This is a genomic window from Streptomyces inhibens (assembly GCF_003389455.1).
GTDB classification, from domain to species: domain Bacteria; phylum Actinomycetota; class Actinomycetes; order Streptomycetales; family Streptomycetaceae; genus Streptomyces; species Streptomyces inhibens.
In genome coordinates this window covers 1-26,546 of the sequence record NZ_QUAC01000471.1, presented here as the reverse complement: position 1 = coordinate 26,546, position 26,546 = coordinate 1, and the positions used below count along the sequence as shown (strand labels likewise).

The 26,546-nt window shown below is 68.5% G+C and carries 21 protein-coding genes and 5 pseudogenes; 11 read left to right on the top strand and 15 right to left on the bottom strand.

Annotated features, from left to right (window positions below):
• Window positions 1-124: 124 nt before the first annotated feature.
• The 4 genes and pseudogenes from DY245_RS47745 to DY245_RS40925 form a co-directional block, all read right to left on the bottom strand.
• The gene (locus DY245_RS47745; protein ID WP_280525055.1) at window positions 125-247 is read right to left on the bottom strand and encodes a hypothetical protein; all 123 of its coding nucleotides are present in this window, start codon (window positions 245-247) and stop codon (window positions 125-127) included.
• On the bottom strand, window positions 244-474 hold the full coding sequence (locus DY245_RS40935; RefSeq protein WP_128512192.1) for a hypothetical protein: 231 nt from the start codon (window positions 472-474) through the stop codon (window positions 244-246). Before DY245_RS40935 ends, DY245_RS47745 begins: the two co-directional genes overlap by 4 nt.
• Window positions 475-521: 47 nt before the next feature.
• Window positions 522-840 (bottom strand): annotated as a pseudogene (locus tag DY245_RS40930) (NADH-quinone oxidoreductase subunit A).
• Between the two features lie 34 nt (window positions 841-874).
• Window positions 875-1,720, bottom strand: a complete 846-nt coding sequence (locus tag DY245_RS40925; protein WP_128512191.1) for a class I SAM-dependent methyltransferase — start codon at window positions 1,718-1,720, stop codon at window positions 875-877.
• Window positions 1,721-1,852: 132 nt separating this feature from the next.
• On the opposite strand from DY245_RS40925, the gene DY245_RS40920 reads away from it, so the two are divergent.
• From DY245_RS40920 to kdpC, 6 genes are all read left to right on the top strand, one after another.
• A complete protein-coding gene (locus DY245_RS40920; RefSeq protein ID WP_128512190.1) occupies window positions 1,853-2,461 on the top strand; it encodes a TetR/AcrR family transcriptional regulator in 609 nt (202 codons plus the stop codon).
• An 833-nt stretch (window positions 2,462-3,294) separates the two neighbouring features.
• Window positions 3,295-4,920, top strand: a complete 1,626-nt coding sequence (locus DY245_RS40905) for a DUF4118 domain-containing protein (RefSeq protein WP_244943571.1) — start codon at window positions 3,295-3,297, stop codon at window positions 4,918-4,920.
• A 265-nt stretch (window positions 4,921-5,185) separates the two neighbouring features.
• Window positions 5,186-5,275, top strand: a complete 90-nt coding sequence (gene kdpF / locus DY245_RS40900; protein WP_128512187.1) for a K(+)-transporting ATPase subunit F — start codon at window positions 5,186-5,188, stop codon at window positions 5,273-5,275.
• Between the two features lie 16 nt (window positions 5,276-5,291).
• On the top strand, window positions 5,292-6,965 hold the full coding sequence (gene kdpA, locus DY245_RS40895; protein WP_128512186.1) for a potassium-transporting ATPase subunit KdpA: 1,674 nt from the start codon (window positions 5,292-5,294) through the stop codon (window positions 6,963-6,965).
• The gene (kdpB, locus tag DY245_RS40890) at window positions 6,965-9,085 is read left to right on the top strand and encodes a potassium-transporting ATPase subunit KdpB (RefSeq protein ID WP_128512184.1); all 2,121 of its coding nucleotides are present in this window, start codon (window positions 6,965-6,967) and stop codon (window positions 9,083-9,085) included. Before kdpA ends, kdpB begins: the two co-directional genes overlap by 1 nt.
• Before the next feature lie 16 nt (window positions 9,086-9,101).
• Window positions 9,102-9,935, top strand: coding sequence for a potassium-transporting ATPase subunit KdpC (gene kdpC / locus DY245_RS40885; RefSeq protein WP_128512183.1), 834 nt, complete (start codon window positions 9,102-9,104; stop codon window positions 9,933-9,935).
• 131 nt (window positions 9,936-10,066) lie between these two features.
• Here kdpC and DY245_RS40880 read toward each other — a convergent pair.
• Window positions 10,067-10,474 (bottom strand): annotated as a pseudogene (locus tag DY245_RS40880) (SDR family NAD(P)-dependent oxidoreductase); the annotation flags it as partial.
• Between the two features lie 50 nt (window positions 10,475-10,524).
• The gene (locus DY245_RS40875; protein ID WP_128512182.1) at window positions 10,525-11,412 is read right to left on the bottom strand and encodes an SDR family NAD(P)-dependent oxidoreductase; all 888 of its coding nucleotides are present in this window, start codon (window positions 11,410-11,412) and stop codon (window positions 10,525-10,527) included.
• A gap of 71 nt (window positions 11,413-11,483) precedes the next feature.
• On the opposite strand from DY245_RS40875, the gene DY245_RS40870 reads away from it, so the two are divergent.
• Window positions 11,484-12,413 (top strand): LysR family transcriptional regulator, encoded by a 930-nt coding sequence (locus DY245_RS40870; protein ID WP_181924082.1) that lies wholly within the window; start codon window positions 11,484-11,486, stop codon window positions 12,411-12,413.
• A gap of 359 nt (window positions 12,414-12,772) precedes the next feature.
• Here the strand turns inward: DY245_RS40870 and DY245_RS40865 are convergent, their stop codons facing one another.
• The 3 genes and pseudogenes from DY245_RS40865 to DY245_RS48565 form a co-directional block, all read right to left on the bottom strand.
• Window positions 12,773-14,272, bottom strand: a complete 1,500-nt coding sequence (locus DY245_RS40865) for a long-chain-fatty-acid--CoA ligase (RefSeq protein WP_128512180.1) — start codon at window positions 14,270-14,272, stop codon at window positions 12,773-12,775.
• Complete coding sequence (locus DY245_RS48065; RefSeq protein WP_342354261.1) at window positions 14,269-14,772, bottom strand: ATP-binding protein; 504 nt, start codon at window positions 14,770-14,772, stop codon at window positions 14,269-14,271. Before DY245_RS48065 ends, DY245_RS40865 begins: the two co-directional genes overlap by 4 nt.
• A pseudogene (locus tag DY245_RS48565) lies at window positions 14,768-14,998 on the bottom strand (PAS domain S-box protein); the annotation flags it as partial. The gene DY245_RS48065 and the pseudogene DY245_RS48565, both read right to left, overlap by 5 nt.
• A gap of 332 nt (window positions 14,999-15,330) precedes the next feature.
• Here DY245_RS48565 and DY245_RS40855 point away from each other — a divergent pair.
• Window positions 15,331-16,593, top strand: a complete 1,263-nt coding sequence (locus DY245_RS40855; RefSeq protein ID WP_128512178.1) for a PucR family transcriptional regulator — start codon at window positions 15,331-15,333, stop codon at window positions 16,591-16,593.
• Between the two features lie 167 nt (window positions 16,594-16,760).
• On the opposite strand, the gene mdlC is transcribed toward DY245_RS40855, so the two are convergent.
• The 4 genes from mdlC to DY245_RS40835 form a co-directional block, all read right to left on the bottom strand.
• On the bottom strand, window positions 16,761-18,371 hold the full coding sequence (gene mdlC / locus DY245_RS40850) for a benzoylformate decarboxylase (RefSeq protein ID WP_128512177.1): 1,611 nt from the start codon (window positions 18,369-18,371) through the stop codon (window positions 16,761-16,763).
• Between the two features lie 92 nt (window positions 18,372-18,463).
• Window positions 18,464-19,243: a crotonase/enoyl-CoA hydratase family protein gene (locus tag DY245_RS40845; protein ID WP_128512176.1), complete on the bottom strand. Its 780-nt coding sequence runs from the start codon at window positions 19,241-19,243 to the stop codon at window positions 18,464-18,466.
• A 42-nt stretch (window positions 19,244-19,285) separates the two neighbouring features.
• Window positions 19,286-20,503, bottom strand: a complete 1,218-nt coding sequence (locus DY245_RS40840) for a CaiB/BaiF CoA transferase family protein (RefSeq protein WP_128512175.1) — start codon at window positions 20,501-20,503, stop codon at window positions 19,286-19,288.
• A gap of 80 nt (window positions 20,504-20,583) precedes the next feature.
• Window positions 20,584-21,873, bottom strand: coding sequence for an acyl-CoA dehydrogenase family protein (locus tag DY245_RS40835; protein WP_128512173.1), 1,290 nt, complete (start codon window positions 21,871-21,873; stop codon window positions 20,584-20,586).
• 225 nt (window positions 21,874-22,098) lie between these two features.
• On the opposite strand from DY245_RS40835, the gene DY245_RS40830 reads away from it, so the two are divergent.
• Window positions 22,099-23,526 carry a cytochrome P450 family protein gene (locus tag DY245_RS40830; RefSeq protein ID WP_128512172.1) on the top strand — a complete coding sequence of 476 codons (1,428 nt, stop codon included), beginning with the start codon at window positions 22,099-22,101 and terminating at the stop codon, window positions 23,524-23,526.
• 664 nt (window positions 23,527-24,190) lie between these two features.
• A pseudogene (locus DY245_RS40825) lies at window positions 24,191-24,792 on the top strand (IS5 family transposase); the annotation flags it as partial.
• A gap of 23 nt (window positions 24,793-24,815) precedes the next feature.
• Here DY245_RS40825 and DY245_RS40820 read toward each other — a convergent pair.
• On the bottom strand, window positions 24,816-25,838 hold the full coding sequence (locus tag DY245_RS40820; protein ID WP_244943570.1) for a serine hydrolase domain-containing protein: 1,023 nt from the start codon (window positions 25,836-25,838) through the stop codon (window positions 24,816-24,818).
• A gap of 474 nt (window positions 25,839-26,312) precedes the next feature.
• Between DY245_RS40820 and DY245_RS47325 the strand changes: the two genes are divergently transcribed.
• Entirely contained in the window at window positions 26,313-26,399 is an 87-nt protein-coding gene (locus DY245_RS47325; protein ID WP_244943572.1) for an NUDIX domain-containing protein, read from the top strand.
• 11 nt (window positions 26,400-26,410) lie between these two features.
• Here the strand turns inward: DY245_RS47325 and DY245_RS47320 are convergent.
• Window positions 26,411-26,546 (bottom strand): annotated as a pseudogene (locus DY245_RS47320) (IS982 family transposase); the annotation flags it as partial.

The following is a 26,546-nucleotide window of genomic DNA, read 5'->3' as shown; positions in this document are numbered from 1 at the left end:
GACATCCACGAAGCCTTTCTCACCCTGGGATGCGCACTCATCTGCTGGCGGCGCCTGAAGTCATTGCGTTAGGAGTTCTAAGAGCAAGCCGACCAGCACCGCATCCCCGTACGCGGGCTGTGACTCACTCCTTTTCCTCCAGTTCCGGGCGCAGCTCGGCGAGCCGTTGCGGGCTCATTGGAGCCCCGCTGTTCTTCGCCGACGCGGGCACCGGGCTCTCCAGGCCCGAGGCCAGAATGCTGCTCACGGCGTCAAGGCGCTCCCGGTCTCGCCAATGGCTGGGACGGCGACGTACCCCTTTGGCTCCGGCACACCGCCGCACAGTTCGCCCAGCCATTCAGCATCGTCGTCACCGGGTACGCCGACGACCACCAAGGCGGCCGCAGCAGTGGGACTGTCCGCCAACGGCCGGCCCCGCTCACAAAGTTCGGCTTCGACCGCCAGCCGCTGCTCCGTGGCGCCGGGCAGGCTCACCAGCGGTACGGGAGGGCGACGTGCCGCCGACCGGCGCAGCGCGCTCCTCAGGCCCACCGAAGTGCACCCTCGCGCCAGGCATAGATCACGGCGGCAAAGAGGATCCGCGGGAAGAGGAACGTTTTCCATGACCGCGGGCGCGCCCATCTCGCGCACCACTCTGGCCCACGGATACATGAAGAGCGTCTCCATGTCGAAGGCCGGGAAAGCCATGGTGACGAGGTAGCGCCGGACATCAAACCGGCAGTGGGCGTGCTCACGCGGCTTCAGTCCGCCGTCGAAGGGGCTGGATTCCGGAGTGCCGCGCCGCGCAACCAGCAGCGCGCGCAGTCCATGCAGCGCGGCAATTCCCGTCGCCGTCAGCATCGACGGGGTGGCCCGGCCGGTCGGCCGAGCCGAACTACTTCGGCCGGTGGGCGGTGACCAACCAGGCGCTGCTGCGCAGTCGCACCGCGCCGTTCTCCTCGTGGGCGCGCAGGACGTCCGTGAGCCTGTGGCGCGCGCGGTCTTGGACCTCTGGTGCGACTTGGCTGGTCAAGTGGCGCCCTGGGCCGGAGTCCAGCAGGAAGGCAGCCGCATCGTCCGCGTCCTGACCCCACGTCCCCTGCGCCTCCACGTGGGCTGCGCTGACGTTCTCGAAACCGGCGGCGGACAGCACCTCATGGATACGGTCGGGGTCCACCAAGGAGAACATGCCAGGACTTCCCGGCGCGCCGAAGCCTCCGATGGGGAGGATGTCGCTCAGTGCCGCGATGGCCTGGAGCCACTCGTTGCCCTCGGGGCCCGCGCCACAGATGAATGCCATGCGCCCGCCGGGGCGCAGGGCACGTCCGATGTTGGTGAAGGCGACGGCAGGGTCGGCAAAGAACATCACGCCGAAGCGGCTGATCATGACGTCGAACGTGCCTGGTTCGAAGGCGTGGACCTGGGCGTCGCCATGCTCGAAGGTGACGTTGCCGAGGTCCTCGCGCTGTGCGGTTTCGCGGGCGCGCGCCAGCATCGGCGCCGACAGGTCCAGGCCCAGGACCTGACCACTTCCGGACCGGCGTGCGGCCAGTCTGGTCGTTTGCCCGGCTCCGCAGCCGATGTCCAGGACGCGGTCGCGCTCTTTGATCGCGACGGTGGTGAGCAGGGGCTCGTTGAAGCCTGTGTTCACAGCGTCCCAGCGGTCCTGGTTCCGGGCCCAGTACGTGCCCTCGTAACCGTTCCACGCCTGCGCCTGGTCGGTGTTCACGATGTGTTGCATTCGTACCTCCTGTTGGGTGCGGCCCTGCCGGGACTAGAATGGGCGCGTGCCCAAACAGTATGGGCGCGCGCCCATTCCGGCAATCCCCTTCTTGCGTCGGGGTGCGTCGCGATCTCGTATCAGGAGAGGCTCATGTCACCGCGCGGAGTAGCGATCCCCGACGTTCGCGATCGGCTGTTCGACGCCGCGGAGCGGGTCCTGGCCAACGAGGGCCCGGCCGCTCTGACCAGCAGGGCGATCACCGCCGAGGCGGGCTGCGCCAAGGGGCTGCTGCACGCCCATTTCTCAGGCTTGGACGAGTTCGTGGCCCAGTTGCTCCTGGACCGGTTCGCGCGCACCGCACAGCAGGCTGCGCAGCTCCCTGGGCGAGCAGGAAAGGCCACCGTGGCCGAGAACCTTGTCGAGGTCGCACTCGCACTCCTGACCTCCGTGAACCCCGCGGTCACCGGCCTCGCCATGACCCGCCCCGCCGTCTCCCTAACGGTCCGCCACGCGCTGGAGGCCGGCGCTCCAGGCTTCACGGCGATCCAGGACTCGGTCACTGAGTACCTGGATGCCGAACGGCGGCTCGGACGCCTCGCGGACGGCACCGACACCACCTCGGTCGCTCTCGCCCTCGTCGGATCGGTTCACCACCTCCTGATGACCAGCTGGGCCGGCGCACCGGACCCCCGCGAACAGGTCGAGCGGCTGGCCGCCCAACTCGTCGGCGGTGCCACGGCGGCCGAGGACGTGTCATAAGCAGCGCACGAGCCGGCGCGAGGTGTCCGCCGAGTCCGGACGCACACCGGCTCCGGCATGTCCCTGTACATCGACGAGGCGGACACCTTTGCGGGCTTGCGCCTCAATGGCGGGACGCCGCGGTGGGCCGACGCCACCATGGGACCAGCGGCTCACGCGCCCGCTGCCGGCGCCCACGAGCACAGCGGCATGCCCCTCTCGAAACAAGCCGCCGTCTCGGTCTCTCGCACGGCGCCCATGACGCCGGCAAGACGTCCTCCCATGGCCCCGGCATGGGAATGGACATGACCACCCTGTGTGTGGCCGTGCTCGGCGGCCTGGTTCTCACCAGCCTCCTCCGGGCGGCGCTCAGCCGCAGAACGGACTGGCTGGTGCGGCTTCGCGCCCGAGCCGTGGCCACCCTGCGGCCCAATGAGTTCGGTGCCGTCGATCAGAAAGTTCGGGGATCTGTGCTTTCCGTACCGGGTGGGCCTCAACCTCGTTGAGGGGTCGCAGCCCTGGCCCACGCCGACTCCACGTCGGACTCCGAGCCGGACTCCGACTCCGACAACCACTTCGAGCGCCGGGGCCACACCGACACCGCAACGGCCGGCAGGACCCTGATGTGCCATGCTCCTGCGGGCTGTTGACCGGCGGGCACGGACAGTTGACCTGGTACCGCTCCGTGCCCGGGTGTGGTGGCCTGCCGCGGTCTGGGGCGAAGTCAGTCGGCGGCCGGGTCGCGGGGGCGGGCAGGCCCACCGGCGCGGTGGCGCGCACAGGGCGCACCATGGAAGGGCACGAGCAGTGCGGGCGCACGAAGAGCACGCAGGTGACCTGGCAGGAGCCGTTCGGTGGCACGTGGACGGTTGCGGATCTCTCTGCTTCAATTCGCCGAGGCGGAGAACGTCACCCAGATCGTGCTGGGCGCGAGCCGGCGCGGTCGTCTCGCCTCCGCTCTGCGCGCCGGTACGGGAGAGCGGACGATCAAGGGTTCCGGCCCCATCGACGTGCACATCGTCACCCACGAGGAGGCAGCCGGGGCCGCGACGCTGAGGCTCCCGCACCCGAGCCGTGGCACGGGTCCGAGACGGTTCTGGTCCGCGCTCGCCGGCGCGGCGCTGCTGCTGCCCCTGCTGACTGTCCTGTTGGCGGCGCTGCGCAACCACCTCGATCTCTCCAGTGACCTGGTGATCTACCTTCTCGCCGTCGTTGTGGTCGCTCTCATCGGCGGGCTCTCCCCCGCGCTGTTCGCCGCCGTCGCCGCAGCACTGCTCGCCGATTACTACTTCACCACCCCCGTGCACTCACTGGCCGTGGAACGGCTCAACAAGATCACGCGCTCGTGGTCTTCATCGCCACGGCCACTCTCGTCGGTACGGCCGCGGGAGAGGCCGCCCGGCGTATGCATCAGGCCGCGCGCCACATCGGAGGCGCGGGCGCTGAGCCGTCTGGCCACCGCCATGATGCGCGGCAAGGAATTGCCGGCGTTGATCGAGCAGATCCGGGAGAACTTCGGCCTGACGGCGGGCATCCTGCTCGAAAGGGACCCGGAAGCGTCCCCCGAGCCCCGCTGGTATGTCGTCGCCGGCGCCGGGGACCGGCCGCCCGAAAAGCCCTACGAGGCGGATGTGGAAAGCCCCGTGGATGAAGATCTCACGCTGGCCGTGCGCGGTTCCGGGCTGAGTACGGAGGATCAACGCGTCCTCGCCGCGTGCGCGGCCGAGCTGGGGCCGGCACATACCCGCGGCCGGATCACCGCACGTGCCGCCAATGCGGACACTCTTGCCGCCTCCGAACGCACCCGGGCGTCGCTGCTCCTCGCAGCGGGCCGCGACCTACGGGTCCCCCTGCACGCCGCCGACGAAGCGCTCGCGCACGTGGGCGATCTCCGTGGTCGCACCGCCTCCCAGGAAACGGCGCGTCTGTTGGACACCACCCGCACGGCGGTGGGCCGCGCGACGCAGCTGGTCACCGACCTCGACGAGCTGAGTCGCCTGCACGCCGGGGCACTCGACCTCTACCTCCGCCCGGTCGACCTCAACGAGGCCCTGGACGACCTCGGCCCCGGCGGCCACACGATCATCGTGCGCCTGCCGGAGCAGCTGCCCGATGCGATCGCCGACGCGGCCCTCCTCACCCGTGTGCTGACCGCCCTGGGGGCCGACGCTCTGCGGCACAGTCCACGGGACCGGCCTCCGGTGTTCGCCGCCGAGGTCCAGGCCGGTCGGCTGGAGATCCGGGTGACGGACGGCTGCCCCGATCTCGGGCCGGACAGCCCTGCGCAGGGCGGCGCCACCGGTCCCCGGACGGCGGTTGCAAGGGCCGACAGCCTGGCTCTGCGGCTCTCGCGAGACCTTGTCGAAGCCATGGGCGGCACCTTCGGGACCACCACCGCGGGGCCCGCCTTCGTGGTTGCGCTCACTCTCCCGAGCTCCGCACCTGGAGGCAGCAGCGCGGCACCCGGCCGCCAGGAGTGACACGTCGCGGATGCACGGAGCGCGCCCCGTGCCGGCCGAAATCCGCAGTGTCGCTTCTGCGCCGACCACAATTCCCGGCGCTCCACCATCACCCTATCGGCCGCAGGGCGTCAGGCCACCGCCGAATCCGCCTGAGCTACCGTCAGAAATCTCTCAGCGCGGCTATTTCCTAGGCGGTACCGCACATGCAACCCCTTGCGCACATCGGCCTCACCCTCTTCGTATTCGCCCTTATCGGCTTGGTAGCCAAGGGAGTCGGGCGGCTGTGAGTCTGGAGAACATCGTCGGTCTGATCGTGGCCGTGTGCCTCGTGATCTATCTGGTCGTCTGCCTGATCTTCCCCGAGAAGTTCTAGGAGCGGGTGGATCCGGATGAACGACACATTCGCGGGCTGGCTCCAGGTCCTGGTCCTGGTGGTTGCCCTGGCCCTCTCCTTCCGCCCCCTGGGCGACTACATGGCCCATATCCTCACCACCACCCGCCATTTGTGGGCTGAACGCCTGATCTACAAGGCGGGCGGAGTGCACGGCGACGCGGACCAGAAGTGGTCGGTCTATCTCCGCAGCGTGCTCGCGTTCTCCCTGGTCTCGGTGCTGTTCCTGTACGCGTTCCTGCGCCTGCAGAACCATCTGCTGCTGTCCGTGGGCATGCAGGCCGTCCCCCCGGACCAGTCGTTCAACACGGCCGCTTCCTTCGTCACCAATACCAATTGGCAGTCATATTCGGGCGAGTCGGCAATAGGGCACTTGGTCCAGATGGCCGGTCTCGCGGTGCAAAACTTTGTCTCCGCCGCCATGGGCATCGCCGTCGTCGCCGCGCTGGTCCGGGGCTTCACCCGGAAGAAGACCGACCAGCTGGGAAATTTCTGGGTGGACCTGACGCGGATCGTGGTGCGTTTGCTGCTGCCGGTCTCCCTCGTGTTCGCGATCGTTCTGGTGGCCGCCGGTACCGTCCAGAACTTCCATGGCGTCAACGACATCATCACGATCTCCGGCGGCCATCAGCGCCTTACCGGCGGCCCGGTCGCATCCCAGGAAGCAATCAAAGAATTCGGCACGAACGGTGGCGGCTTATACAACGCGAATTCTGCCCACCCCTTCGAAAGCCCCAATGCCTTCACCAATCTGATCGAGATCTACCTCCTGCTCGTGATCTCGTTCTCGCTGCCGCGCACCTTCGGGAAGATGGTCGGCGACCACCGTCAGGGCTATGCGATCGTCGCCGTGATGGCGCTGATCTGGGCCGCCTCTGTCGCGATCGTGACCGCCAACGAACTGCACAGCGTCAGCAGCGCGGCCGGTCATGCGGCCGGCGGAATGATGGAGGGCAAGGAAGCGCGGTTCGGTATCTGGTCGTCGGCGCTGTTCGCCGTGTCGACCACGCTGACGTCGTGCGGGGCGGTCAATTCCTTCCACGACTCCTACACGCCGGGCGGCGGCGGAATGACGATCTTCAACATGATGCTCGGGGAGATCGCGCCCGGCGGCACCGGCTCCGGGCTCTACGGGATCCTGATCCTGGCGATCGTCGCGGTGTTCGTCGCCGGGCTGATGGTCGGTCGTACGCCCGAGTACCTGGGCAAGAAGCTGCGCGGCCAGGAGATGAAGTACGCCTCGCTGTACATCCTGACCACGCCGGCAGTGGTGCTGACCGGCGCGGGGCTGGCGATGGCCTTCCCGGACGAACGGGCGGCAATGCTCAACTCCGGGCCGCACGGCTTCTCCGAGGTGCTGTACGCCTTCACCTCCGCGGCGAACAACAACGGCTCGGCGTTCGCGGGCCTGAGCGTGAACACCGTCTGGTACAACACCACGCTCGGCCTGGCCATGATCGTCGGCCGCTTTCTGCCGATGGTGTTCGTGCTGGCGCTCGCCGGATCGCTCGCCCAGCAGCAGCCCGTACCGGTCACCGCGGGCACCCTGCCCACCCACCGGCCGCAGTTCGTCGGGCTGCTGACCGGCGTGGTCCTCATCGTCGTCGGTCTGACGTACTTCCCCGCGCTCGCGCTGGGCCCGGTTGCGGAAAGTCTGGAGGGTCTGCGCTGATGTCCACGACCGGCGTTCCCGCTCCCGCCCCGCCGACCGGGCCGTCCGCCGGCCTTCAGCGGCACCGGGTCTCGGGCGGTCTGCTCGACCCGAAGCAGCTGCTGAGGTCGTTCCCCGACGCGCTGCGCAAGCTGGATCCGCGCACGATGGTCCACAACCCGGTCATGTTCGTCGTGGAGGTCGGGGCGGTCCTGACCACGCTGTCGGCGATCAAGACGCCCAGCGTCTTCGCCTGGGTCATCACGGCATGGCTCTGGCTGACGTCGGTCTTCGCCAATCTCGCCGAGGCGGTTGCCGAAGGTCGCGGCAAAGCGCAGGCGGAGACGCTGCGGCGGACCAAGACCACCACCATGGCGCGGCGTCTGGCTGGGTGGCAGCCGGGCACGGCCGACGCCGTCGAGGAGGAAGTCCCGGGCGCCGGCCTCCGGTTGGGCGACCATGTGGTCGTCGAGGCCGGGCAGATCATTCCGGGTGACGGCGATGTGGTCGAGGGCGTCGCGAGCGTCGACGAATCGGCGATTACGGGCGAGTCGGCGCCGGTGATCCGTGAGTCGGGCGGTGACCGGTCGGCGGTGACGGGCGGTACGAAGGTGCTTTCGGACCGGATCATCGTGAAGATCACCTCGAAGCCGGGGGAAACCTTCATCGACCGGATGATCGCGCTGGTCGAGGGCGCCGCCCGGCAGAAGACCCCGAACGAGATCGCGCTCAACATCCTGCTGGCGTCGCTGACCATCGTCTTTCTGATCGCGGTGGTGACCCTCCAGCCCTTCGCCCTCTTCGCGAGGGCCGAGCAGTCCCTCGTCGTCCTGGTCGCCCTCGTCGTGGCCCTGATCCCGACGACGATCGGCGCGTTGCTCTCGGCGATCGGTATCGCCGGCAACGTGCTCGCGATGTCCGGGCGCGCGGTGGAGGCCGCCGGCGACGTCAACACCCTGCTGCTCGACAAGACGGGCACCATCACCCTCGGCAACCGCCAGGCCGCCGCATTCCTGCCGGTGGAAGGGGTGACCACCGAGGAACTCGCGGACGCCTCCCAGTTGTCGTCGATCGCCGATGAGACGCCTGAGGGCCGCTCGATCGTCGTCCTCGCCAAGCAGCAGTACGCGCTGCGTGGACGGAGCGAAGGAGAGCTGGCCCAGGCGGAGTTCGTGCCGTTCACCGCCCAGAGCCGGATGAGTGGGGTCGATCTCGAAGATCTCCGGGAGGTCCGGTCGCTCCGCAAAGGAGCGGCGACGGCGGTGATGCGCTGGGTCCGTGACAACGGCGGCCACCCCACGGCGGATGTGGGTCACCTCGTCGACGGCATCTCCGCGAGTGGCGGCACGCCGCTGGTCGTCGGCGAGGTGATCCGACCCCCCGACGCCCAGGCCGCCGCCCGTGTCCTGGGCGTCATCCACCTCAAGGACGTCGTCAAGGAAGGCATGCACGAGCGCTTCGACGAGCTACGGCGGATGGGCATCAAGACCGTCATGATCACCGGCGACAATCCGCTGACCGCTCGCGCCATCGCGCAGGAGGCGGGGGTGGACGACTTCCTCGCCGAGGCCACGCCCGAGGACAAGATGGCCCTCATCCGGCGCGAACAACAGGGCGGCAAGCTGGTCGCGATGACCGGCGACGGTACGAATGACGCGCCGGCGCTGGCTCAGGCGGACGTCGGCGTGGCGATGAACACCGGTACGTCGGCCGCCAAGGAGGCCGGGAACATGGTGGACCTGGACTCCAACCCGACCAAGCTCATCGAGGTCGTCGAGATCGGCAAGCAACTGCTCATCACCCGGGGCGCGTTGACCACTTTCTCCATCGCCAACGACGTCGCCAAGTACTTTGCGATCATCCCGGCGATGTTCGCCGGCGTCTATCCAGGTCTGGACAAGCTCAACATCATGCGGTTGCACAGCCCGACGTCGGCGATCTCCTCGGCGATCGCCTTCAATGCGCTGATCATCGTTGCGCTGATCCCGCTCGCGCTGCGCGGTGTGCGCTACCGGCCGTCCTCGGCCGCGAAGCTGCTGAGCCGCAACATCTGGATGTACGGACTCGGCGGCCTGATCCTGCCGTTCCTCGGCATCAAACTGCTCGACCTCGTCATCCAGTTCATCCCCGGCCTGCGCTGAGGAAGGCGACCCCACAATGCGCACCCACCACCTCCCTCCCGTGCTCCGCCAGCATCTGGCGGCGCTGCGGATGCTGCTGCTGTTCACCGTGATCACGGGAATCGCCTATCCGCTGCTCGTCACCGGTATCGCCCAGGCCGCGTTCCCCCGCCAGGCCAACGGCTCCCTGCTGACGACGAACGGCAAGCCGGTGGCCTCCGGCCTGATCGGCCAGAACTTCGCGCTCCCCAAGAAGCACCCCGATGACCCGAAGGAGCAACTGCGGCCCGACCCCAAGTGGTTCCAGCCCCGCCCCTCGGCGGGCGGGTACGACCCGCTGGCCTCCGGTGCCTCCAACCTCGGCCCGAACAACCCCGACCTGATCACCGCAGTCGGACAACGCCGCGCCGCCGTGGCGGCGTTCGACGGGGTCTCCCCCGCTTCCGTCCCGGCGGACGCGGTGACCGCCAGCGGCTCCGGACTCGACCCGGCGGTCTCCCCCGCGTACGCGCACGAACAGGTCAACCGCGTGGCGAAAACCCGCCGCCTCCCACCCGCCAGGGTCGAGAAGCTGGTCACCGACCACATCCAGGGCCGCGTCCTGGGGTTCCTGGGTCAGGAAAGCGTCAACATCGTCGAGCTCAACCACGACCTTGCCGGGATGAGAGCACGCGCTCCAACGGCAGCGTCTCCACACCATCCCCCGGCGTATGAGGCATATGAGGCCCGCGTAGGCGGATCACCTTGCTCCGCGAGGGTGAGGAGCACCTGTGCCGTCCCGCTCCTCTCCGCCGTACCTCCGACGTACTGGCCACCGTTCCGGGGACACAAGGCCGCCATGTTGACGAACGCTATGGCGAGAACGCCGTGAGTACGTACCCTGACCTGGCCGTCGCGTCGATGGCTGGATCTTTTCGCAGCACGACAGGAGCACACGACACGAGGACGTCGCCCGGCTGTCCCCGCTCAAGCACCGCAACGTCAACGCCCTGGGCCGCTACACGCGAAGTGGCCCAGGTGGTCGGTGGCGAACTGCCAGTCCCGGCCCTGTTCGGTGTACTGCTCGGGGCAGGCCATGACGCCGGCGTTGTTCACCAGGACGTGCAGCGGGCCCTGCCAGGCCGTGGTGAACGCGGTGACGGACGCCGGATCGGCGAGGTCCAGGTGGGCGACGTGCACGTCCTGGTTGCCGGTCGCCTCGGCGATGCCCTTGGCGACGCGCTCGCCGGCCGCCACGTCGCGGACGGCCAGGGTGGTGGCCGCCCCCGTACCAGCCAGGACGCGGGCCGTTTCCGCGCCGAGACCGGAGGACGCGCCGGTGACCAGCGCGCGGCGGCCGGTGAGGTCGATACCCTGCGCGACCTGTGCGGCCGTGCTGGAGAAACCGTGGGGCGTGGTGAAGAGGGGCATGAGTGAACTCCGCATGCTTGGCTGCGAGTTGAGGCCGGAACGGGGTCTACTCAGGGTGTGAGCATGCGGTCCTGTTCCACCGGGGGCGTGCCGCCGTGCCAATCCAGGGCCTTGCCGAAGCGGATCAACTCGCCGTACAGGGCAGGGTCGACGTGCTCGGCGAACACGACGTCGAGCACGGCCTGGGCCGCCTCGGACGGCGACTGGGCCTGGCTGTAGTCGCTGAACCACGGCCGGGAGGTCGCGGTGTCGACCATGCCGGGGCAGACGGAGGCGATCAGGGTGTCGGTCGCGAGGTCGCGCTCGCGGCGTGCGGCGGCGACCGCGCGCACGGCGGCGACCTGGGCCACCTTCGAGGGCACGTTCAGCCAGCGCGGCCAACCCGCTTCTTCCGCGGTGTTGTTGTGCAGGGCGGTGCGCCAGGACTCGACGGCGTACTCGACCTGGTCGAGGCTCGCGCCGTCGAACAGGTGGCGCACCCGGGCGTCGAGGTGGCCGAGGGTGCCCAGGCTGCTGGCCACCACGAGCAGCCGGCCGCCGGGGCGCAGGGCCGGGCCGAACGAGCGCAGGACCGCGTGGGTGGCGGTGTTGGACACGTCGATGAACTCGTCGGCGCGCTCGGCCTGCGACTCGTCCGGCAGCACGCGGGCGACGGCGTTGGAGATCACCACGTGGACGCCGCCGTACTGGCCCTGCAGTTCGTCGGCGAGCCGGCCGATCGCGTCGGTGTCGGTGACGTCCAGGACCCGGCCCCGCACCTGGGCGTGGGTGCCGGGCAGCTGCGCCACCTCGCGGGCGGCATCGGTGACGCGCAGCTCGCTGCGTCCGGTGAGCAGGACCAGGTCGTCCGTTCCCATGCGGGCGGCGAGGCCTTCGACGAGGGCGCGGCCGAGGCCCTGGTTGGCGCCCGTGACGAGGGCGATTCGGGGAGCGTTCATGCCTGCAACGGTAGGAACGCCCGGTCCATGAGTCCAACGAAACTTGCGCACGAGTAGTATGCGTGAACGTCATGGACTTCACGGATGTGTCACTGACCGCGCTGCGGGTGTTCCGCGCGGTGGCCGAGCAGGGGACCTTCACCGCGGCCGCGGCGTCGCTGGGGTACACGCAGTCGGCGGTGTCCCGGCAGATCGCCTCGATCGAGCGGGTCGCGGGCGCGGAGTTGCTGGAGCGGCGGCGCGACGGCGTACGGCTGACCGCGGCCGGGCGGGTCGTCATGCGCCGCGCGACGGTCGTGCTCGACGAGATCGACGCGACCGCCCGCGAACTGTCCGGCCTGCCCGAGCAGGGCGGCACCGTGCGCCTGGGCTGGTTCCCCAGCGCCGGCACGACCCTGGTGCCGCACGCCCTCGCCGCGCTGCGGCGCAGCGATCCCGGCCTGCACGTGGTCAGCCGCGAAGGGGGCACCCCGGCGCTGGTGCGCGCCCTCCGGGCGGGCAGCATCGATCTCGCCCTGCTGGCGTCGGCACCACCGTTTCGCGCACCGGACACCGAGTCGCCCCCGCTGGCGCTGCAGACGCTCACGGAGCGCTCCCTCTGTTTGGCCGTGCCCGCGACGCACCCGCTGGCCCGCGGAGATTTCGTCGACGTGGCCGATCTGCGCGGCCAGCGGTGGATCGCCGGTCCGTCGTCCGGCGCGGACTGGCTCATGGGGGTGTGGCCGGGCCTGGACGAGCGGCCCGAGATCGTGCACACGGCCCGGGACTGGCTGGCGAAACTGCATCTCGTGGCCGCAGGCTGCGGACTGACCACCGTGTCCTCCGCGCTGGCCCCCGCCGCGCCACCCGGTGTGCGTATCCTGCCGGTGCGCGGCGGGCCACAGGAGATGCGGCGCCTGCTCCTGGCCCGGCTTCCCCAGCCGCCGACCGAACCCGTCGTCCGCCTCGCGGCCGCTTTGCGGGCCGCGGCCCTCGGCACCGACACCGTCCCGAATCCGTGACGCACGGCCGCCGGTCGGGTGGCGGCCAGGCCCTCCCGGGCGCCTTGGACGATCACGTCCCGCACTTACGGAGATGTCGTCCGCATCAAACTCGGGACGCTTCCCGTGTATGTGGTCACCGGCCCCGAGCTGACCCGCCGCGTTCTCACGATCTGGTGGGACTGGTCGGCCGTCTCCGATGGGAAGTTGGGATGTTCGGGTGGGAGTGGGGAGTAGGCCGCGGATCGTGGACGACGAACTGTGGGCGCTGATCGAGCCATTGCTGCCGCCGTGGCCCAAGCGGTGGCGGCGACTCGTGCGGGCCCCCTCATCGCCGATGAAACCACGGCGCATGGGTGCCTGCCAGTCGCCTCATCGCCTCATCGCCTGTCCGCCTCGGGCGGCGGGACGATCTCCCGCTTGAGGATCTTGCCGGTGGGTCCCTTTGGCAGCGCGTCCGCGATCCATACCTTCCGCGGATACTTGTAGGCGGCGACCTGACGCTTGACGTATTCACGCAGGTCCTCGGCTGTCGTTCGGGCGCCCGGCTTGAGAACGACCGCCGCACCGACCTCCTCACCGAGATCGGGGTTGGGGAGGCCGATGACCGCGGCGTCGGCGACGGCCGGATGCTCGTACAGCACATCTTCGACTTCGCGGGGGTACACGTTGTACCCGCCCCGAATGATCACGTCCTTCATCCGTCCGACGATCCAGAAGTATCCGTCCTGGTCGACCCGGCCGAGGTCGCCGGTGTAGAACCATCCGTCCCGGATCGCGGCGGCGGTCTCCTCGGGGCGTTGCCAATACCGCTTCATCACGTTGTGCCCGCGGATCGCGATCTCGCCGGTTTCCCCTTGCGGTACCTCCGTGCCGTTGTCGACCACCCGCATCTCGACGCCCCGGATCGGGGTGCCGACCGAACCGGGCTTGGGTCCGGTCTGCAGGGTGTTGAACGAGGCGACGGGCGAGGTCTCCGACAGTCCATACCCTTCGAGCACAACGCAGTCGAACGCGTCCTGGAAGGCGTGCAGTACCTGACCCGGCATCGCCGCGCCGCCGCAGAGGGACAGGCGCAGCCGGGAGACGTCGTAGGCGTCTCGGTCGGGCTGCCGCGACAGCCTGCTGAATACCGTGGGCACCCCGGCGAAGACGGTCACCCCGTGCTCGTCGAGGATTCCCAGTGCCTTCGCCGCGTCGAAGCGCGGCAGCAGCGTGAGGCACGCGCCGGAGGCGACAGCGGCGTTGAGGGTGCAGGTCTGTCCGAACGCGTGGAACAGTGGCAGCCCACCGAATATCACGTCGTCGGCGGTGAGTTGGAGCAGCTCGGCGGCCACGATGTCGCAGTTGCGGGTGAGGTTGGCGTGGGTCAGTTCGGCGCCCTTCGGCTGACCGGTCGTCCCCGAGGTGTAGAGGATCACCGCTGTATCGTCCTCGTGACGGTCGGTCAGGTCCTCGACGGGTGGGGCGGACACCAGCAGCTCGTCGAATGCGCCGGGACTGACGACGACCGCCTCGGCCTCGGCCTGCTGCGCACCCGTCCGTGCCTCGTCGGCGAAGGCGTGCCAGGCGAACAGGAGTCGGGCGCCTGAGTTGCCGAGGTAGTAGGCGACCTCGCGGGACTTGAGCAGGGGGTTCATCGGGACGACGATGCCGCCGGCCCGGAGTACGCCGAAGTAGGCGAGGGCGAACTCGGGCACGTTGGGCAGCATGATCGCAACTCGGTCACCGGGCTTCACGCCACGGTCGTGGAGCAGTCCGGCCATGCGGGCACTGCCCTGGTCGAGCGTGCGATAGGACACGGCGGCGTCCCCGAGACGGAGCGCGGCGCGATCCGGATGAGTCCGAGCGCTGCTCACCATGTGGGATGCGAGGTTCATGTCAGCTCCTCTCCTCGGCTTTCTGCGTCATTCGGCCACGCAGCCCCAGCGGGGTCGGGAGGGAAGCCGGTGTCGCTCTCGCCCTCGGCGGGATGGGGCAGCTCTTGTTCCGCCCGGACGACCTTGCCGCCCGTTATCCGGCGCCGGCCCCACCTTCGCGACAGCTGGGAGACGAGGAGGATGCCGCGGCCGTCCTCGTCTGTGCTGCGGGTGTGACGAAGGCGTGGGCAGGTCCTGCCGGCTTCGGAGACTTCGCAGCTCAGCGGCTGGTGTTTGATCAGACGCGGGGCAATGGGCCCGGCGCCGTGACGGATCGCGTTGGTGACCAGTTCGCCGGCGTTCAGCGCTGTGTCGGTGACCAGACTCTCCAGTCCCCACCGGATCGGTTGCCAGGTCACCAAGCGGCGGGCACACCTCGCGACGGCCGGGTCCCGGGGCAGGATTGGTGCCGGAGACGAGCCAGTGGACCGCTCCGTCGCGCCCCCACAACAGCGAGACATGCAGGCTTATATGGGGTGTGTGGCCGTCGCGGTGATGGATCGTCGCTGTGCCGGACCAGCTGCCCCGGGCGCGGCGCTGCTCGCAGACCGCCCATACGTGCAGTGCGTTCTGGAGAAACGGCCGCACGAACCAGGCGGGCCGGCCCACCACCTCCCCGGCCGAGTAACCGACAAGCCGCTGCGCGGTGTTCGTCCAACCGACCGCCGTCCCCTCGCCGTCGATCACCGCATTCGCAGAGTCGGGCACCTCTCCAAGGCCCAGCGCCTCCGTGAGGCTGTATCGGACAATATCGGTCAACGCCGATCACCCCTAGGACGTTTCCGAAGAACGGCTTGAAGGCGAATCGATCCCCCAGATCGCGCGCCGGAGGATCCCGTCAGTAACCAGAGGCTAGGCGTGGACCGCACGACAACCACTGGGCGCGCAGTACGACCTTCGGGTTGGAATTGGTGCCGATGAACCAATACCTCGGCGGTATTCGCGCAGGCTCGCTGGAGTGCGGCCTATCGCGTCCCCAAGAAGCGGATAGGTCACGGACCGCCCTGTAGGATTGAGGTATGGCTGCGGATCATCCAGAGGCCGCAAAACAACTTTCCGTGGTCGCGGAGAACGTAGGGTCACACCTCCCGGAGGTCAGCCGCGACATAGGGGAGTTTGTTATTGCAGAGATCCCGGAGCTCAGGGGCGACGCAACCGTCATTAAAATCCTGCAGGCGAGCATCGCGGAAAATGTCGCTACGTTGCTGCACATTTTCGAGAACGACATAGCTCTGGACAAGATCGAGGGGCCCGCAGCTGCTCTTGAGTACGCCAGGAGGCTGGCTCAGCGGGGTATCCCCCTCAACGCGATGGTCAGGGCCTACAGGATCGGCCACTGGCGTTTTCTGCAGTGGTGTTTGGACGAACTCAACCGTCAGGGCGCCGATGGGGATGCCTCCACGGCGACCAACCGACGCATGCTGCAGGTGAGCTTCGGTTACATCGACCGGGTAACCGAGCATGTCATCGTGGTCTACCGACAGGAACGCGATCACTGGCTGCTCAGCCAGACCGCGGCCCGCGCCGCGCGCGTGCGAGACATCCTCGCCGAGAAGGACATCGACCTCAACTCGGCTGAACCAGCCCTTGGTTACCGGCTCCGGCAGAATCACCTCGGGCTCGTGTCCTGGCTGCCCACGCTGACGGGTGAGGGTGAGGGACTTGCTCGACTCCACCGGATCACCGACGAGATCGCCCAGAAGCTGGGCTGCCCTGCCAGGCCGCTGTTCGTCCCCCGAGATGCAATTCTGTCCTGGGCTTGGGTGCCGCTCGGCTCGCACCGCGCCGTCTCCTGGAAACAGGTGTCGAATGTGGTCGAGCGCAGCGACCCTTCGCTGCACGTTTGTGCTGGGGACGTGGGCTACGGAATCGAGGGATTCCGCTCCACACACCAGCAGGCACTGCGCACGCAGGAACTTGCGGAAGCGGCCAGTCCAGCCCCCCAGTTCACTGACTTCTCCACCGTCGCTCCCCTCGCCTTGATGGCTACGAACATCGACGACATGCGCGCTTGGGTGTGGGGCGTCCTGGGCCCGTTGGCCGTCGATGACGAGAACTCCGCACGGCTTCGGGAGACCGCGCAGATCTTCCTGGACACCGGCTGCAGTTATACCGCTACCGGCAGCGCTCAAATTCTGCACAAGAACACCGTGCAGTACCGCATCCGGAAAGCCGAGGAAATCATGGGGCACCCGGTCCAGAAAGGGCACACCGATCTGGAAGTCGCGCTGCGCGCCGTTCAGTACCTCGGCTCGACCCTCCTTCGCACCGGCCCCGAATGAAATGGCCGACCGTACGAATGCGTCATCGGCCGCCGCTGATGACATCCGAGGTACCCGTCGGCGGACCGTCGACTCGCTGCGCCCGCTGGCGACGACTTTCGAGCCTTTTTGCCACCCGCTCGCAGGCGCAGTCGACCCAACGGCTTCGGATCGTGTGGGTTCATGCCCTACAACATGGCTTTCAGGGGCTGCGTGGGGGCCACGATGACCGTGGTGGTGTCGGCGGTCAGGGCCGCCTTGAACTCCCGCTCCAGGTCCTGAGTGGTCTCTACGTCGACCGCACGGCATCCGAAGCCGCGGGCCACGGAGGCGATGTCGAGCCCGGGCAGGTCGAGTCCCGGAACGCCCGGAGTCTCCTCCAGCACCGCGAATGACTTGAGGATGGAGTACTCGTGGTTGCGCATGACCACGTACACGATCGGGAGGTTGTGCTGCGCCGCCGTCCAGATGGCCTGCACGGAGTACTGGAAGGAGCCGTCGCCGATCAGGCCGACCACCGGCCGGTCGACGCCGCTGTCCCGGTCGCCGAGCGCGACTCCCACCGCTGCCGGTGTGCCCCAGCCGATGCCCCCACTGGCCGTGGCGAAGAACGAGCCGGACCTGACCGTCGGAAGCCACTCGACCTGCTGGGCCATGGTGGACGTCGATTCGTTGACGATGACCGCGTCGGGCGGCCGGACCCTGCTGAGGGCGGCGTACACCTCCGGCGGGGTAAGGGGGCTGCTGGGCACCCGTGGAAGCTCACGGGGCCGTGCCATCGGCTCGGGCATGGCGCGTGCGGATCCCTCCGTGACCATGTCCAGGAGCAGCTCGATCGCCGTCGCGGGATCGCCCAGGAGGCTGTCGCCCACACGCGCCGCCGCGGCAACCCCCGGATCGCTGGTGATCTGCAGGAGCTCCGTACCTTCGGGCAGGTAGTTGCCGGGCACGTAGGGGTAGTACCGGAACACCTCCGCGCCGATCACGACCACCAGGTCGTGCCCGGTCAGCCGGTCGCCGACGGTCTTCACAGACATCCCGAGCGGGCCGCGGAAGAGGGAGTGGTCCTCCGGGAAGGAGGCGCGGTCCAGGAGCGGGGCGCCGTAGACGGAAGCGCGCAGCTTCTCCGCCAGGGCCACGGCCCCGTCCCATCCGCCGGCGCGATCCACCTCCGGCCCGAAGACCAGCGCGGGACGTCGGCTGGCGGAGATGCGGTCGGCGAACAGCCGCAGGCGCTGCGCGTCGGGGGCGACGCGGTCGCTGACGGTCCGGATCCGGGTGAAGCCGGACAGCGGCCGCTTCCAGTCGTCCATGGGAATCGACAGGTACACGGGTCCCGCCGGCGGCTGCAACGCCTCTGCGTAGGCCCGCATGAAGGCCTCGGGGACGTCTTCGCCGCGGGCCGGCTCATAGGACCATTTCACCCACGGCTTCGGCAGCGTGGTGGACTCCCGGTTGCCGAGATACGGCTCCCCGATCACGAGTTCCCGATGCTGCTGTCCCGAGGTGATGATGAGGGGCGTGTTTCCGTGGTAGGCCGCCACCAGGTTGCCCACGGCGTTTCCCAGCCCGGCCGAGGAGTGCACGTTGACCAGTGCCGGGCGACGCGTCACCTGGGCGAAGGCGTCGGCCATCGCAATGACGGACGCCTCCTGCAGCGCCAGCACGTAGGTGAAGTCCTCGGGGAAATCCTGCAGGAAGGGCTGCTCGGTGGAGCCGGGATTACCGAAGACCGTGGTGAGGCGGAGGGTCCGCAGCAGATCGTAGGTCACGCTTCGGACGGTGGGTTGCTCGGTCATCGTTGGTCGCCCTTTCTTGCGGTGCGGAGGTGGCCGTGCCTGGTCGGGGGCCCTGGGCCGGGGCCCGCAAGCACTGTCGGGCGGGGCCGGTATCAGCGGCCCTGCCAGTGCGGTGAGCGCCTTTCCGCGAAGGCGTGGGCGCCCTCCTGCGCGTCGTGGGACGCCAGAACCGGTGCGACGATCCGGTCCTGCTCGACGAAGGCGTCCTGGTCGCTGAACGCTCGCCGCTCGTTGACGACGCGTTTGACGGCTGCCACGGCCAGGGGCGCGTTGCGAGCGATGCTGGTGGCCAGTTCCAGGGCCCGCTTCAGGGCCTGGCCCGGTTCTGTGAGGTAGTTGACCAGGCCGAATCGCTCGGCGCGCTCGGCGGGCAGCTGCTCGCCGGTGAGCAGAAGCTCCAGGGCGATGTTGCGCGGGATGTGCTCGGGCAGGCGCACCATGCCTCCTTCGGGCGGCACGATGCCGTAGTGGACCTCGGTCTGGCCGAAGGTGGCGTTCCGCGCGGCCACGATCATGTCGCAGGCAAGCGCCATCTCGGTTCCACCGCCCAGCGCATAACCCTCGACGGCGGCGATGAGCGGGGTCTTGATCTGGGCGCGGGTGATGCCGGCGAAGCCCCGTCCTTCGATGATGGGCGTGTCTCCGGCCGCGAAGGCCTTGAGGTCCATGCCGGCGCTGAAGACGCCGCCGGCCCCGCTGATGATGCCGACCCTGAGGTCGTCACGGGACTCCAGGCGGTCGACGGCAGCCGCCAGGGCCCTGGCGGTGGCCCCGTCGATGGCGTTGCGGGCCTCCGGCCGGTCGATCGTGATCACGAAAATGCCGTCGTTTTCCTCAGTTCGTACGCTCGGCGTGTCCTTGGCCGTGGTCATGATGATGTTTCCCTTCTTCCCTCGCGCTGCTGAGCTGCGGCTTCAAACGACGGCTTCGGCCTTGCGCAGCTCCTCGATTCCGGCGGCGTCGAAGCCGAGGTCGTGGAGCACGGACTCGGTGTGTTCGCCCAGATCGGGGGCAGGGCCCGGACGGACCTTCTGTTCCTGCTCCAGCCGGAAGGGACTGTCGATGGTCAGGTGCGGCTCGTCGCTGCCGTCGTCGATCGGTACGAACACCCGGTTGGCGAGGAGCTGGGGGTCGTGGGCGCACTCTTCGAGCGTCTGGACGACTCCGTATGTGAGGCCCCCGGCGTCGAGCACCTCACGCCACTCGGCCAGGGGGCGCGTCGCGAACGTCTTGTCCAGCAGGGCAACGATCTCGGGGGCGTGGGCGCGGCGGCTCGGGGTGTCGGCGTAGCGCGGGTCCTCCGCTGCCTCGGGATGGCCGATGGCCTTGAGGAACGGCGGGACCTCCTTGTCCTCGTTGGCGAAGCCGAGGACGATCCAGCGGTCGTCCGCCGTGCGGTACATGTTCACGAGCGCGTTGGGCGGGTCGGACCGGTCGATGGGTCGGGGGGGCTTCGCCCCGACCAGTACGGCTTGCAGCCACATGCTCGCCGCCCAGGCGCCTTCGGCGAGCAGCGAGGCCGTGACGCGTGCGCCCTGGCCGGTCTTCTCCCGCCGGTACAGCGCGGTCATGATCCCGGCGAACAGGGTCATCGCCGTGGAGTGATCGCCCGATCCGAACGCGTTCGTGGCCGGCGGCACGTCCCTTTGGCGTGTGAGGTCCATCAGGCCGCTGCGCGCCCAGTACGCCGTCACATCGAAGCCGGGCAGATGCGCATCCGGGCCTTCCTCGCCGAAGCCGGTGACATCGGCGTAGATCAGCCGGGGGTTGAGGGCGGCCAGAGCGTCGTACTCCAGGCCCAGCTTGGCCCGCGTGCGCGGCGGGAAGTTGGTCACCAGCACATCGGCCCACCGCACCAGACCCTCGAGCACGGGCCGGGCGCCGGGCGACTTGAGGTTGAGCGCAATGCTGCGCTTGTTGCGGTTGTCCAGCTGCCAGGGGTAGTTGACCCCTTCGACATGGGGGTTGGGAGGGATGCGGCTGAGCGAACGGTATGCATCGCCCACGTGCGGTGGTTCCACCTTGACGACGTCGGCGCCGAAGTCACCGAGGACGGTGGCCGCGGCAGGCCCGGCGATGAAGCTCGCGAGATCGACGACGTGCAGTCCCTCCAGGAGGGGCGGGTTGCTCATGACTACTCCTTGTCCTCAGTGGGGTCGCGCGGGCGCCCGGAATTGCCCCGCTGTCACGGGGCGCCGCGATACACACCGGGTCAGTGGCTGGGCGCCACAGGCACGAAGGCGTTGTAGCCGGTGATGTCGCGGCCGACGATCAGCGCCTGCACGGTGTCGGTGCCCTCGTACGTGTCGATGGCCTCGATGTCGCAGAGGTGCCGGGCGACGTGGTAGTCGAGCAGGATCCCGTTGCCGCCGAGCATGTCGCGAGCGTCGGCGAGGATGGCCCGGGCTCGTTCGGTGTAGTGCATCTTGGCCAGCGCGACCCGGGGCATCGAGTGTTCGCCCTCGTCCAGGAGCTGGCTGAGCCGGTACTGCATGCACAGCATGTCGGTGATGTCCGCCAGCATCCGGGAGAGCCGGTACTGGATGAGCTGGAAGGCGGCCAGCGGCATCCCGAACTGCTTGCGCTGCTTGGCATAGGCCAGAGCCGTCTCGTAGCCCGCGATGGCGGCGCCGATCGACTCCCAGGCGACGCAGAAGCGCGAGGCCAGCAGGACTTTCTCGGTGTCGCGGAAGGTGTTCACCTTCGCCAGCCGGTTCTCGGCGGGCACCCGGACGTCGGTGAGGGAGATCTGCGCGTTCTGGACACAGCGCAGAGCCATCTTGCCCTTGATGACCTGGGCGTCGAACCCAGGAGTGCCCTTTTCGACCACGTAGCCGCCCACATGCCCGTCTTCCCCGCGAGCCCAGATGATCACGTAATCGGCGAAGGTCGCGTTGCCGATCCACCTCTTGTAGCCGTTGAGGACGTAGGAGTCACCGTCCCGGCGCGCGGTCGCCTCCAGCTTGACCACGTCCGTGCCGTGCGCGGGCTCGGTCAGGCCGAAGGCGCCGATCTTCTCCAGGCGCGCCATCGGCGGCAGGAAGCGCTGCTTCTGCTCCTCCGAGCCCAGCAGTGCGATCGACATCATGGCCAGGGCCGAGTGGACCCCGGCGAACGTCGAGATGCTCAGATCGCCCCGGGCCAGTTCGAGAATCACCAGGCCGGCCGTCACATTGCTCATCCCTGGGCAGCCGTTACCGGAAATTTGAAAGCCGGCGATGTCCAGCTGCGCCAGCTTGGGAACCAGTGCGTGGGGGAACTCCGCCCGCTCCCAGTAGGGGTTGATGACCGGGGTGACCTCCCGGTCCATGAACTCGCGGACCTTCTGCCGAAGGGCGCGCTGGTCGTCGGTGAGCAGGTTGTCCAGCAGGTAGTAGTCGGAGTACTCCGGTCCGCCCAGTACCGGCGGCTCCACCCCGGACGACTTTCCGTTGCCGCTCGGGAAAGCGCCGCTCGGGACGGTCTGGCCCGAGGCGGCTGCTGTGCCATGTGTCGCCTTCATGTTCCGCTCCTTCCGATCGGAGATCCGATTGCGTCAGTGAGAACGACGCTAGGAGCGAGCAGCGGGATGACCATTGGGCGCGGAACACCACATTTGGTTTCACATTGGTGCCCCTGACCCATTTCGGCCGGTAGGGCCTGCGCGTCAGCCTTGCACCACGGCTCGGGGAGAGCCGCGGCGCCGCCTCGGCTGCCCGAGCTGACCCAAGGATCAAAGGGAACAAACATGAGCACACCCAACGCATGGGTCGGACTGCTTCCGCCGACCTTCGACCCGGACTACATCGAGCGCGCCGTGGTGCCCTACCTCTCGAGCAGCGAGTACGTGGGCGAACGGCCCGCACTCCCCATGATCGATCTCGCCCTGAGCAAGGAGAACGCGGCTCCGCCACACTTTTGGGGCATGCTCTACGACGGGTGGGCGCCCGACCCCAAGGAGGGCACCACGGTCTTCATCACGGGCTACGACCAGCGAGGACCGGACAACGAGCGCAAGAAGATCTACGCTTCGGCGACCACGCCGGACCTCTGCGCAGCCAAGTACGCCCCCAAGGTCCACGGCTTCCTCGCCCGGCTCTTCGCCGAGACCAACGCCGGCAAGCCGCTGATGCACGAGTACTACCAGAACTACTTCGACCTCTACTGGGACCTCCACCTCGGCGTCACCGGCGAGGCCATTCCAGCCGAGGTGCGGACGATCGGCGCCGGCTTCACCGCCGTCCTCGGTCACTGGTATCCCACCGAGGACATCGTGCGCGAGAACATCATGCGGGTGCGCGAACTGCGCCCGCGGCTCAAGGAGTGGATCGACCGCCGGGTGCAGGCAGTGATCGACGGCGACGTCCACGACCCGGAGGGCACCTTCGTCCACTACTGGCTCAAGAACGGCCAAGGGGGCGAGCACTTCCGCCGCGAGGACATCGTCTTCGAGTGCTTCCACAACTTCCTGGCGTTCAGCCAGTGGGGCAACATGATCTACCGCACCATGGCGCTGCTGGACGCGAGCCACGGTGACAAGGCCGTCAGGTCGTGGTTCGAGCAGACGATGACGAACAGCCCGGACGCGGCGGACGGCGGCGCGTTCACCCCACTCGACCGCTACGTGATGGAGCTCTTCCGCACGGTTTCACCGAACGGAGGCAGCCTGTCGACCGTGAGCACCGAACGTGGTGCCGAGCCTCGCCTGGGCAATGTCCTCACCCTGCACGCCTCGGCGAGCCGAGACCCCCGGCACTGGCGCAACCCGGAGGAGTTCGATCCCGACAGGTACCGGGCAGCGCCGACGAGTGCCGACAACGCGGAGACGAGAAGCCGCCAAGCCGGGCTTGCGCGCTGTCCTTTCCCACCCGCACCGTTCACCGTCATCGACGGTCGCCGGGCAGACGTGACCAACAGCGCTTTCGGAGCCGTCTACGCAGTGGTCGACGGCACCGCGTACCCGGTCTGCGACACGGCCGGTTATGCGCCGTTCGGATTCGGCTACCGACGATGCGGCGGAGAGCAACTGACCACGGAGTTCGTCAAGGAGTTCCTGCGAACGGTGTGGAATCGCGGGCTCGAATGCACCACGCTCGACCTTGAGCATCCCGAGAAACTGCCCGTTTCGCCGCGCACAGTCATCGACGACAACATCGGCTTCCGGCAGGGTCCGTGAGAACCACAGCTTGAGGCACGGATACGCCGGAGTCTGCAACGGCGTATCCCCGCACCCGTGAAAACGGGCGTGGCCGATGAGGCATACGGCCGGCCGTGCGCGTGCGGGTTTGCGCCATCGGCCTACGCCACGGCCGACAAGAGGGGACTGTCCGCCGCGCCGGTGCAACCAACCGACAGGCGATCGAGCCGTGTTGCCGGAGTCGTCCGGCCGGTCGCATGGCAGGCAGGCGCACGGGGGCCGGGCCGACCACAAGGCCGTCGCAGCCCCCAACTCGGGTTGCTGTCCCCCCTCCCCCCCCGTATTGTCCCCTCCTCAAACCGGGCAGGGGTCGCAGTGACCTCTCCGACTGCTCGTGATTGGTGAACGGTCGCAGCAACCGGCGGCTCATCGATCCCGGCTCGCGGCTGCGGCAGGGGCCGGCGGGCGTTGCGGTCAGCGCCTTCCCGCTCTTGTCAGCGCGCCCTCGGCCTGCATGGCCAGGGCGCGCAACGAGGTCGGCTGCGGGTGGCCGGTCGGTGATGAGGTCGACCGCTTGGCCGGCCCAGACCGGTAGCGGCGGCCAAGGCGCCCCGGAGGGCCGGACGGCCACTCCAGTCAAGCCACGGTCGGCACAGCATGGCCAGCCACATCCAGCCCTCCCGAGCCACCCAACAACTAACGGAGCATGGTCAGCATGCACTCCACCTCCTGCCGTGCCCACCAGCACGCCGCAGGAGCACGTAAGCGCACACCTCGCATTCCGGGCAGGCGTCGCCGACCCCTTCAGCACCGCTCCGATGAGGCGCTGAGTCGCTCCCGGGGCGGGTTGACATGCAAGATCCATCTGGCGAGCGAAGGGGGCCGGCGTCCGCTCGCATTCGTCATCACACCAGGTCAGTCGGGCGACGCCCCACAGTTGATCCCGGTCCTCGATCGCATTCGGGTTCCTAGGCCCGGCGGAGGCCATCCCCGCACGCGGCCCGATCATCTGGGTGGTGACAAGGCATACAGCTCCGGCGCAACCGGCGTTACCTGCGATGCCGGCAGATCAAGCACACCGTTCCCGAGCGCAGAGACCAACGGGCCAACCGCCAACGCCGAGGCAGCGCAGGCTGCCGACCCACAGGCTTCGACCGCACGATGTGCAAGCGCCGCAACGAAGTCGAGCGCACGATTGACGCGTTCAAGGGCTTTCGGGCCGTGGCCACCCGCTCTGACAAGTGGGCGTATCCCTTCCACGGCACCGTGGCCGTTGCATCCTTACGCCTCTGGCTGCGCTCATGACCGGCTGGGCAGTCCTTGGCAGTTCAGTCGGCGTTGTTAAAGGCGGAGTTGAGGATGGTCATGACGTAGGGGCGTTCGGAGGCGGTGCCGGTGGGGTTGAGGGAGTAGGCCACGCGGCGTTTCAGGTCGCGGGTGGTGAAGACGCCGTTGGTCCACCCGGGCAGGGAGCCGGTTTTGCCCCAGACGGTGACGCCGTTGTCGAGTGTGACCCGCATCAGGCCGCCGGCGCTGAAGCAGCTCGTTCGGTTGATGCAGTTCGTGTTGGTGGGCGCGCTGGGCACGTCGGGCACGGTGAACACCAGCTTCTGCTGGGCGGGCGGGAGGAGTCGGCCGCGGAACAGGGCGGTCATGAACCGGTCCAGATCAGCGGCGGTGGAGATCATTCCGCCCTCGGCCCATGCCCAGGGGCTCTGCTCGGTCACCTCGTCCGTACCGACGTATACGCGAGCGTGCGGTGTGGCGATGGACATGTCGTCCGACGAGGGGAGGCTGGTGTTCCGCAGTCCTAGCGGCCGGATGATGCGGCGGGTGAGTTCGTCGTTGAAGGTTCGGCCGGTCACCTTTTCGACCAGCAGGCCGGCGACGAAGGTGTTGACGCCGTTGTACTGCTGGACACTGCCGGGCTTGGACGGATGCCCCTCCCCTTGGCTCTCGGCGGCTGCGAAGGCATCGCGCACCACGTCCCGCGGCGACACGCTCTTGCGCCACCAACCGGGCCCGTCGGCAGGCCCGGGTATGCCGGCCGGGGCCGGCAGGCCGCTGGTGTGGTCCAGGAGCTCGCGCACGGTGACTGTGCCGTATGCGGCCGGGATGAGGTCGGGCAGGTAGCGCCGGACGGACACGTCGATGGCGATCCGGTGCTCGGCGGCCAGCTGGAGCACGACCGTGCTGGTGAAGATCTTCGTCACGCTGCCGATACGGAAGTGAGCGTCGCGGGAAACCTCCCCCGCGGTTCCGGTCCACGGCACCGCTTGACCGTCCCCCGCCACCCTGACCAGTGCACCGGCGACAACAGGATCAGGCAGACGGGTGAGCAGATCTCGCATCGGTGCAGGATCGAACGAGGCGGCGACCGCCGCCCGCTGCGGAACCGCAGGAGACGCCATCACGACGGGAACGCACGCACCTGCCGTGATCGCGGCGAGGGCCACGCCGGCCACGGCCAAGCGGCGGAGGGTGGAAGGGCGTTGGTGCATCGGGCTGCTCCCAAGGATGGTGGCCACAGAGCCAGGAAACGGTGAACCGCCAACAACTCTGTCTGGCCCGACATCAGGTGCCATCAGGGATCACCCCTGAGCAGTCCCCGAGACACCCCTGAAAGCCCCCTGCGACCCGTCAGACACGCCCTAAGGCGTGCCTGACGGGTCGTAGCCTGGCGAGGTGCGTGATCAAGAAACGAATTACCGGCACTCTGCTCGTGTCGTGCTCATCGACGAGATGGACCGGGTCCTGCTGCTCAAGTTCCATGGTGTCCCAGGCGCCCCCGGGAGCGGTCACGGCTGGACTACTCCTGGAGGGGCGTGGAAGAGGGCGAGATCCTGGCAGAGGCAGCAGCGCGAGAACTGTTCGAGGAGATAGGGCTGTCCGTCGAACCCCTAGATGAATGAGTCCGATGTTCTCAGTGGTCGTAGGCGATCAGGGATCGTTTGGTCTTGGCGCCGGTGGTCCAGGTGTGCCAGATGCCGGCTGCCAGGGCGAGGAGTCGTTGGCCGGTGCGGGCGAAGACTCCAGCCGGGGTTCTGGCACCGTGTTGT

Bases quoted from the DNA above. Each gene is read 5' to 3' on its own strand.
- DY245_RS40925 (WP_128512191.1), bottom strand. From the start codon at position 1,720: ATGCAACACATCGTGAACACCGACCAGGCGCAGGCGTGGAACGGTTAC.
- DY245_RS40920 (WP_128512190.1), top strand. From the start codon at position 1,853: ATGTCACCGCGCGGAGTAGCGATCCCCGACGTTCGCGATCGGCTGTTC.
- kdpA (WP_128512186.1), top strand. From the start codon at position 5,292: ATGAACGACACATTCGCGGGCTGGCTCCAGGTCCTGGTCCTGGTGGTT.
- kdpB (WP_128512184.1), top strand. From the start codon at position 6,965: ATGTCCACGACCGGCGTTCCCGCTCCCGCCCCGCCGACCGGGCCGTCC.
- kdpC (WP_128512183.1), top strand. From the start codon at position 9,102: ATGCGCACCCACCACCTCCCTCCCGTGCTCCGCCAGCATCTGGCGGCG.
- DY245_RS40875 (WP_128512182.1), bottom strand. From the start codon at position 11,412: ATGAACGCTCCCCGAATCGCCCTCGTCACGGGCGCCAACCAGGGCCTC.
- DY245_RS40870 (WP_181924082.1), top strand. From the start codon at position 11,484: ATGGACTTCACGGATGTGTCACTGACCGCGCTGCGGGTGTTCCGCGCG.
- DY245_RS40865 (WP_128512180.1), bottom strand. From the start codon at position 14,272: ATGAACCTCGCATCCCACATGGTGAGCAGCGCTCGGACTCATCCGGAT.
- DY245_RS48065 (WP_342354261.1), bottom strand. From the start codon at position 14,772: ATGTCTCGCTGTTGTGGGGGCGCGACGGAGCGGTCCACTGGCTCGTCT.
- DY245_RS40855 (WP_128512178.1), top strand. From the start codon at position 15,331: ATGGCTGCGGATCATCCAGAGGCCGCAAAACAACTTTCCGTGGTCGCG.
- mdlC (WP_128512177.1), bottom strand. From the start codon at position 18,371: ATGACCGAGCAACCCACCGTCCGAAGCGTGACCTACGATCTGCTGCGG.
- DY245_RS40845 (WP_128512176.1), bottom strand. From the start codon at position 19,243: ATGACCACGGCCAAGGACACGCCGAGCGTACGAACTGAGGAAAACGAC.
- DY245_RS40840 (WP_128512175.1), bottom strand. From the start codon at position 20,503: ATGAGCAACCCGCCCCTCCTGGAGGGACTGCACGTCGTCGATCTCGCG.
- DY245_RS40835 (WP_128512173.1), bottom strand. From the start codon at position 21,873: ATGAAGGCGACACATGGCACAGCAGCCGCCTCGGGCCAGACCGTCCCG.
- DY245_RS40830 (WP_128512172.1), top strand. From the start codon at position 22,099: ATGAGCACACCCAACGCATGGGTCGGACTGCTTCCGCCGACCTTCGAC.
- DY245_RS40820 (WP_244943570.1), bottom strand. From the start codon at position 25,838: ATGCGAGATCTGCTCACCCGTCTGCCTGATCCTGTTGTCGCCGGTGCA.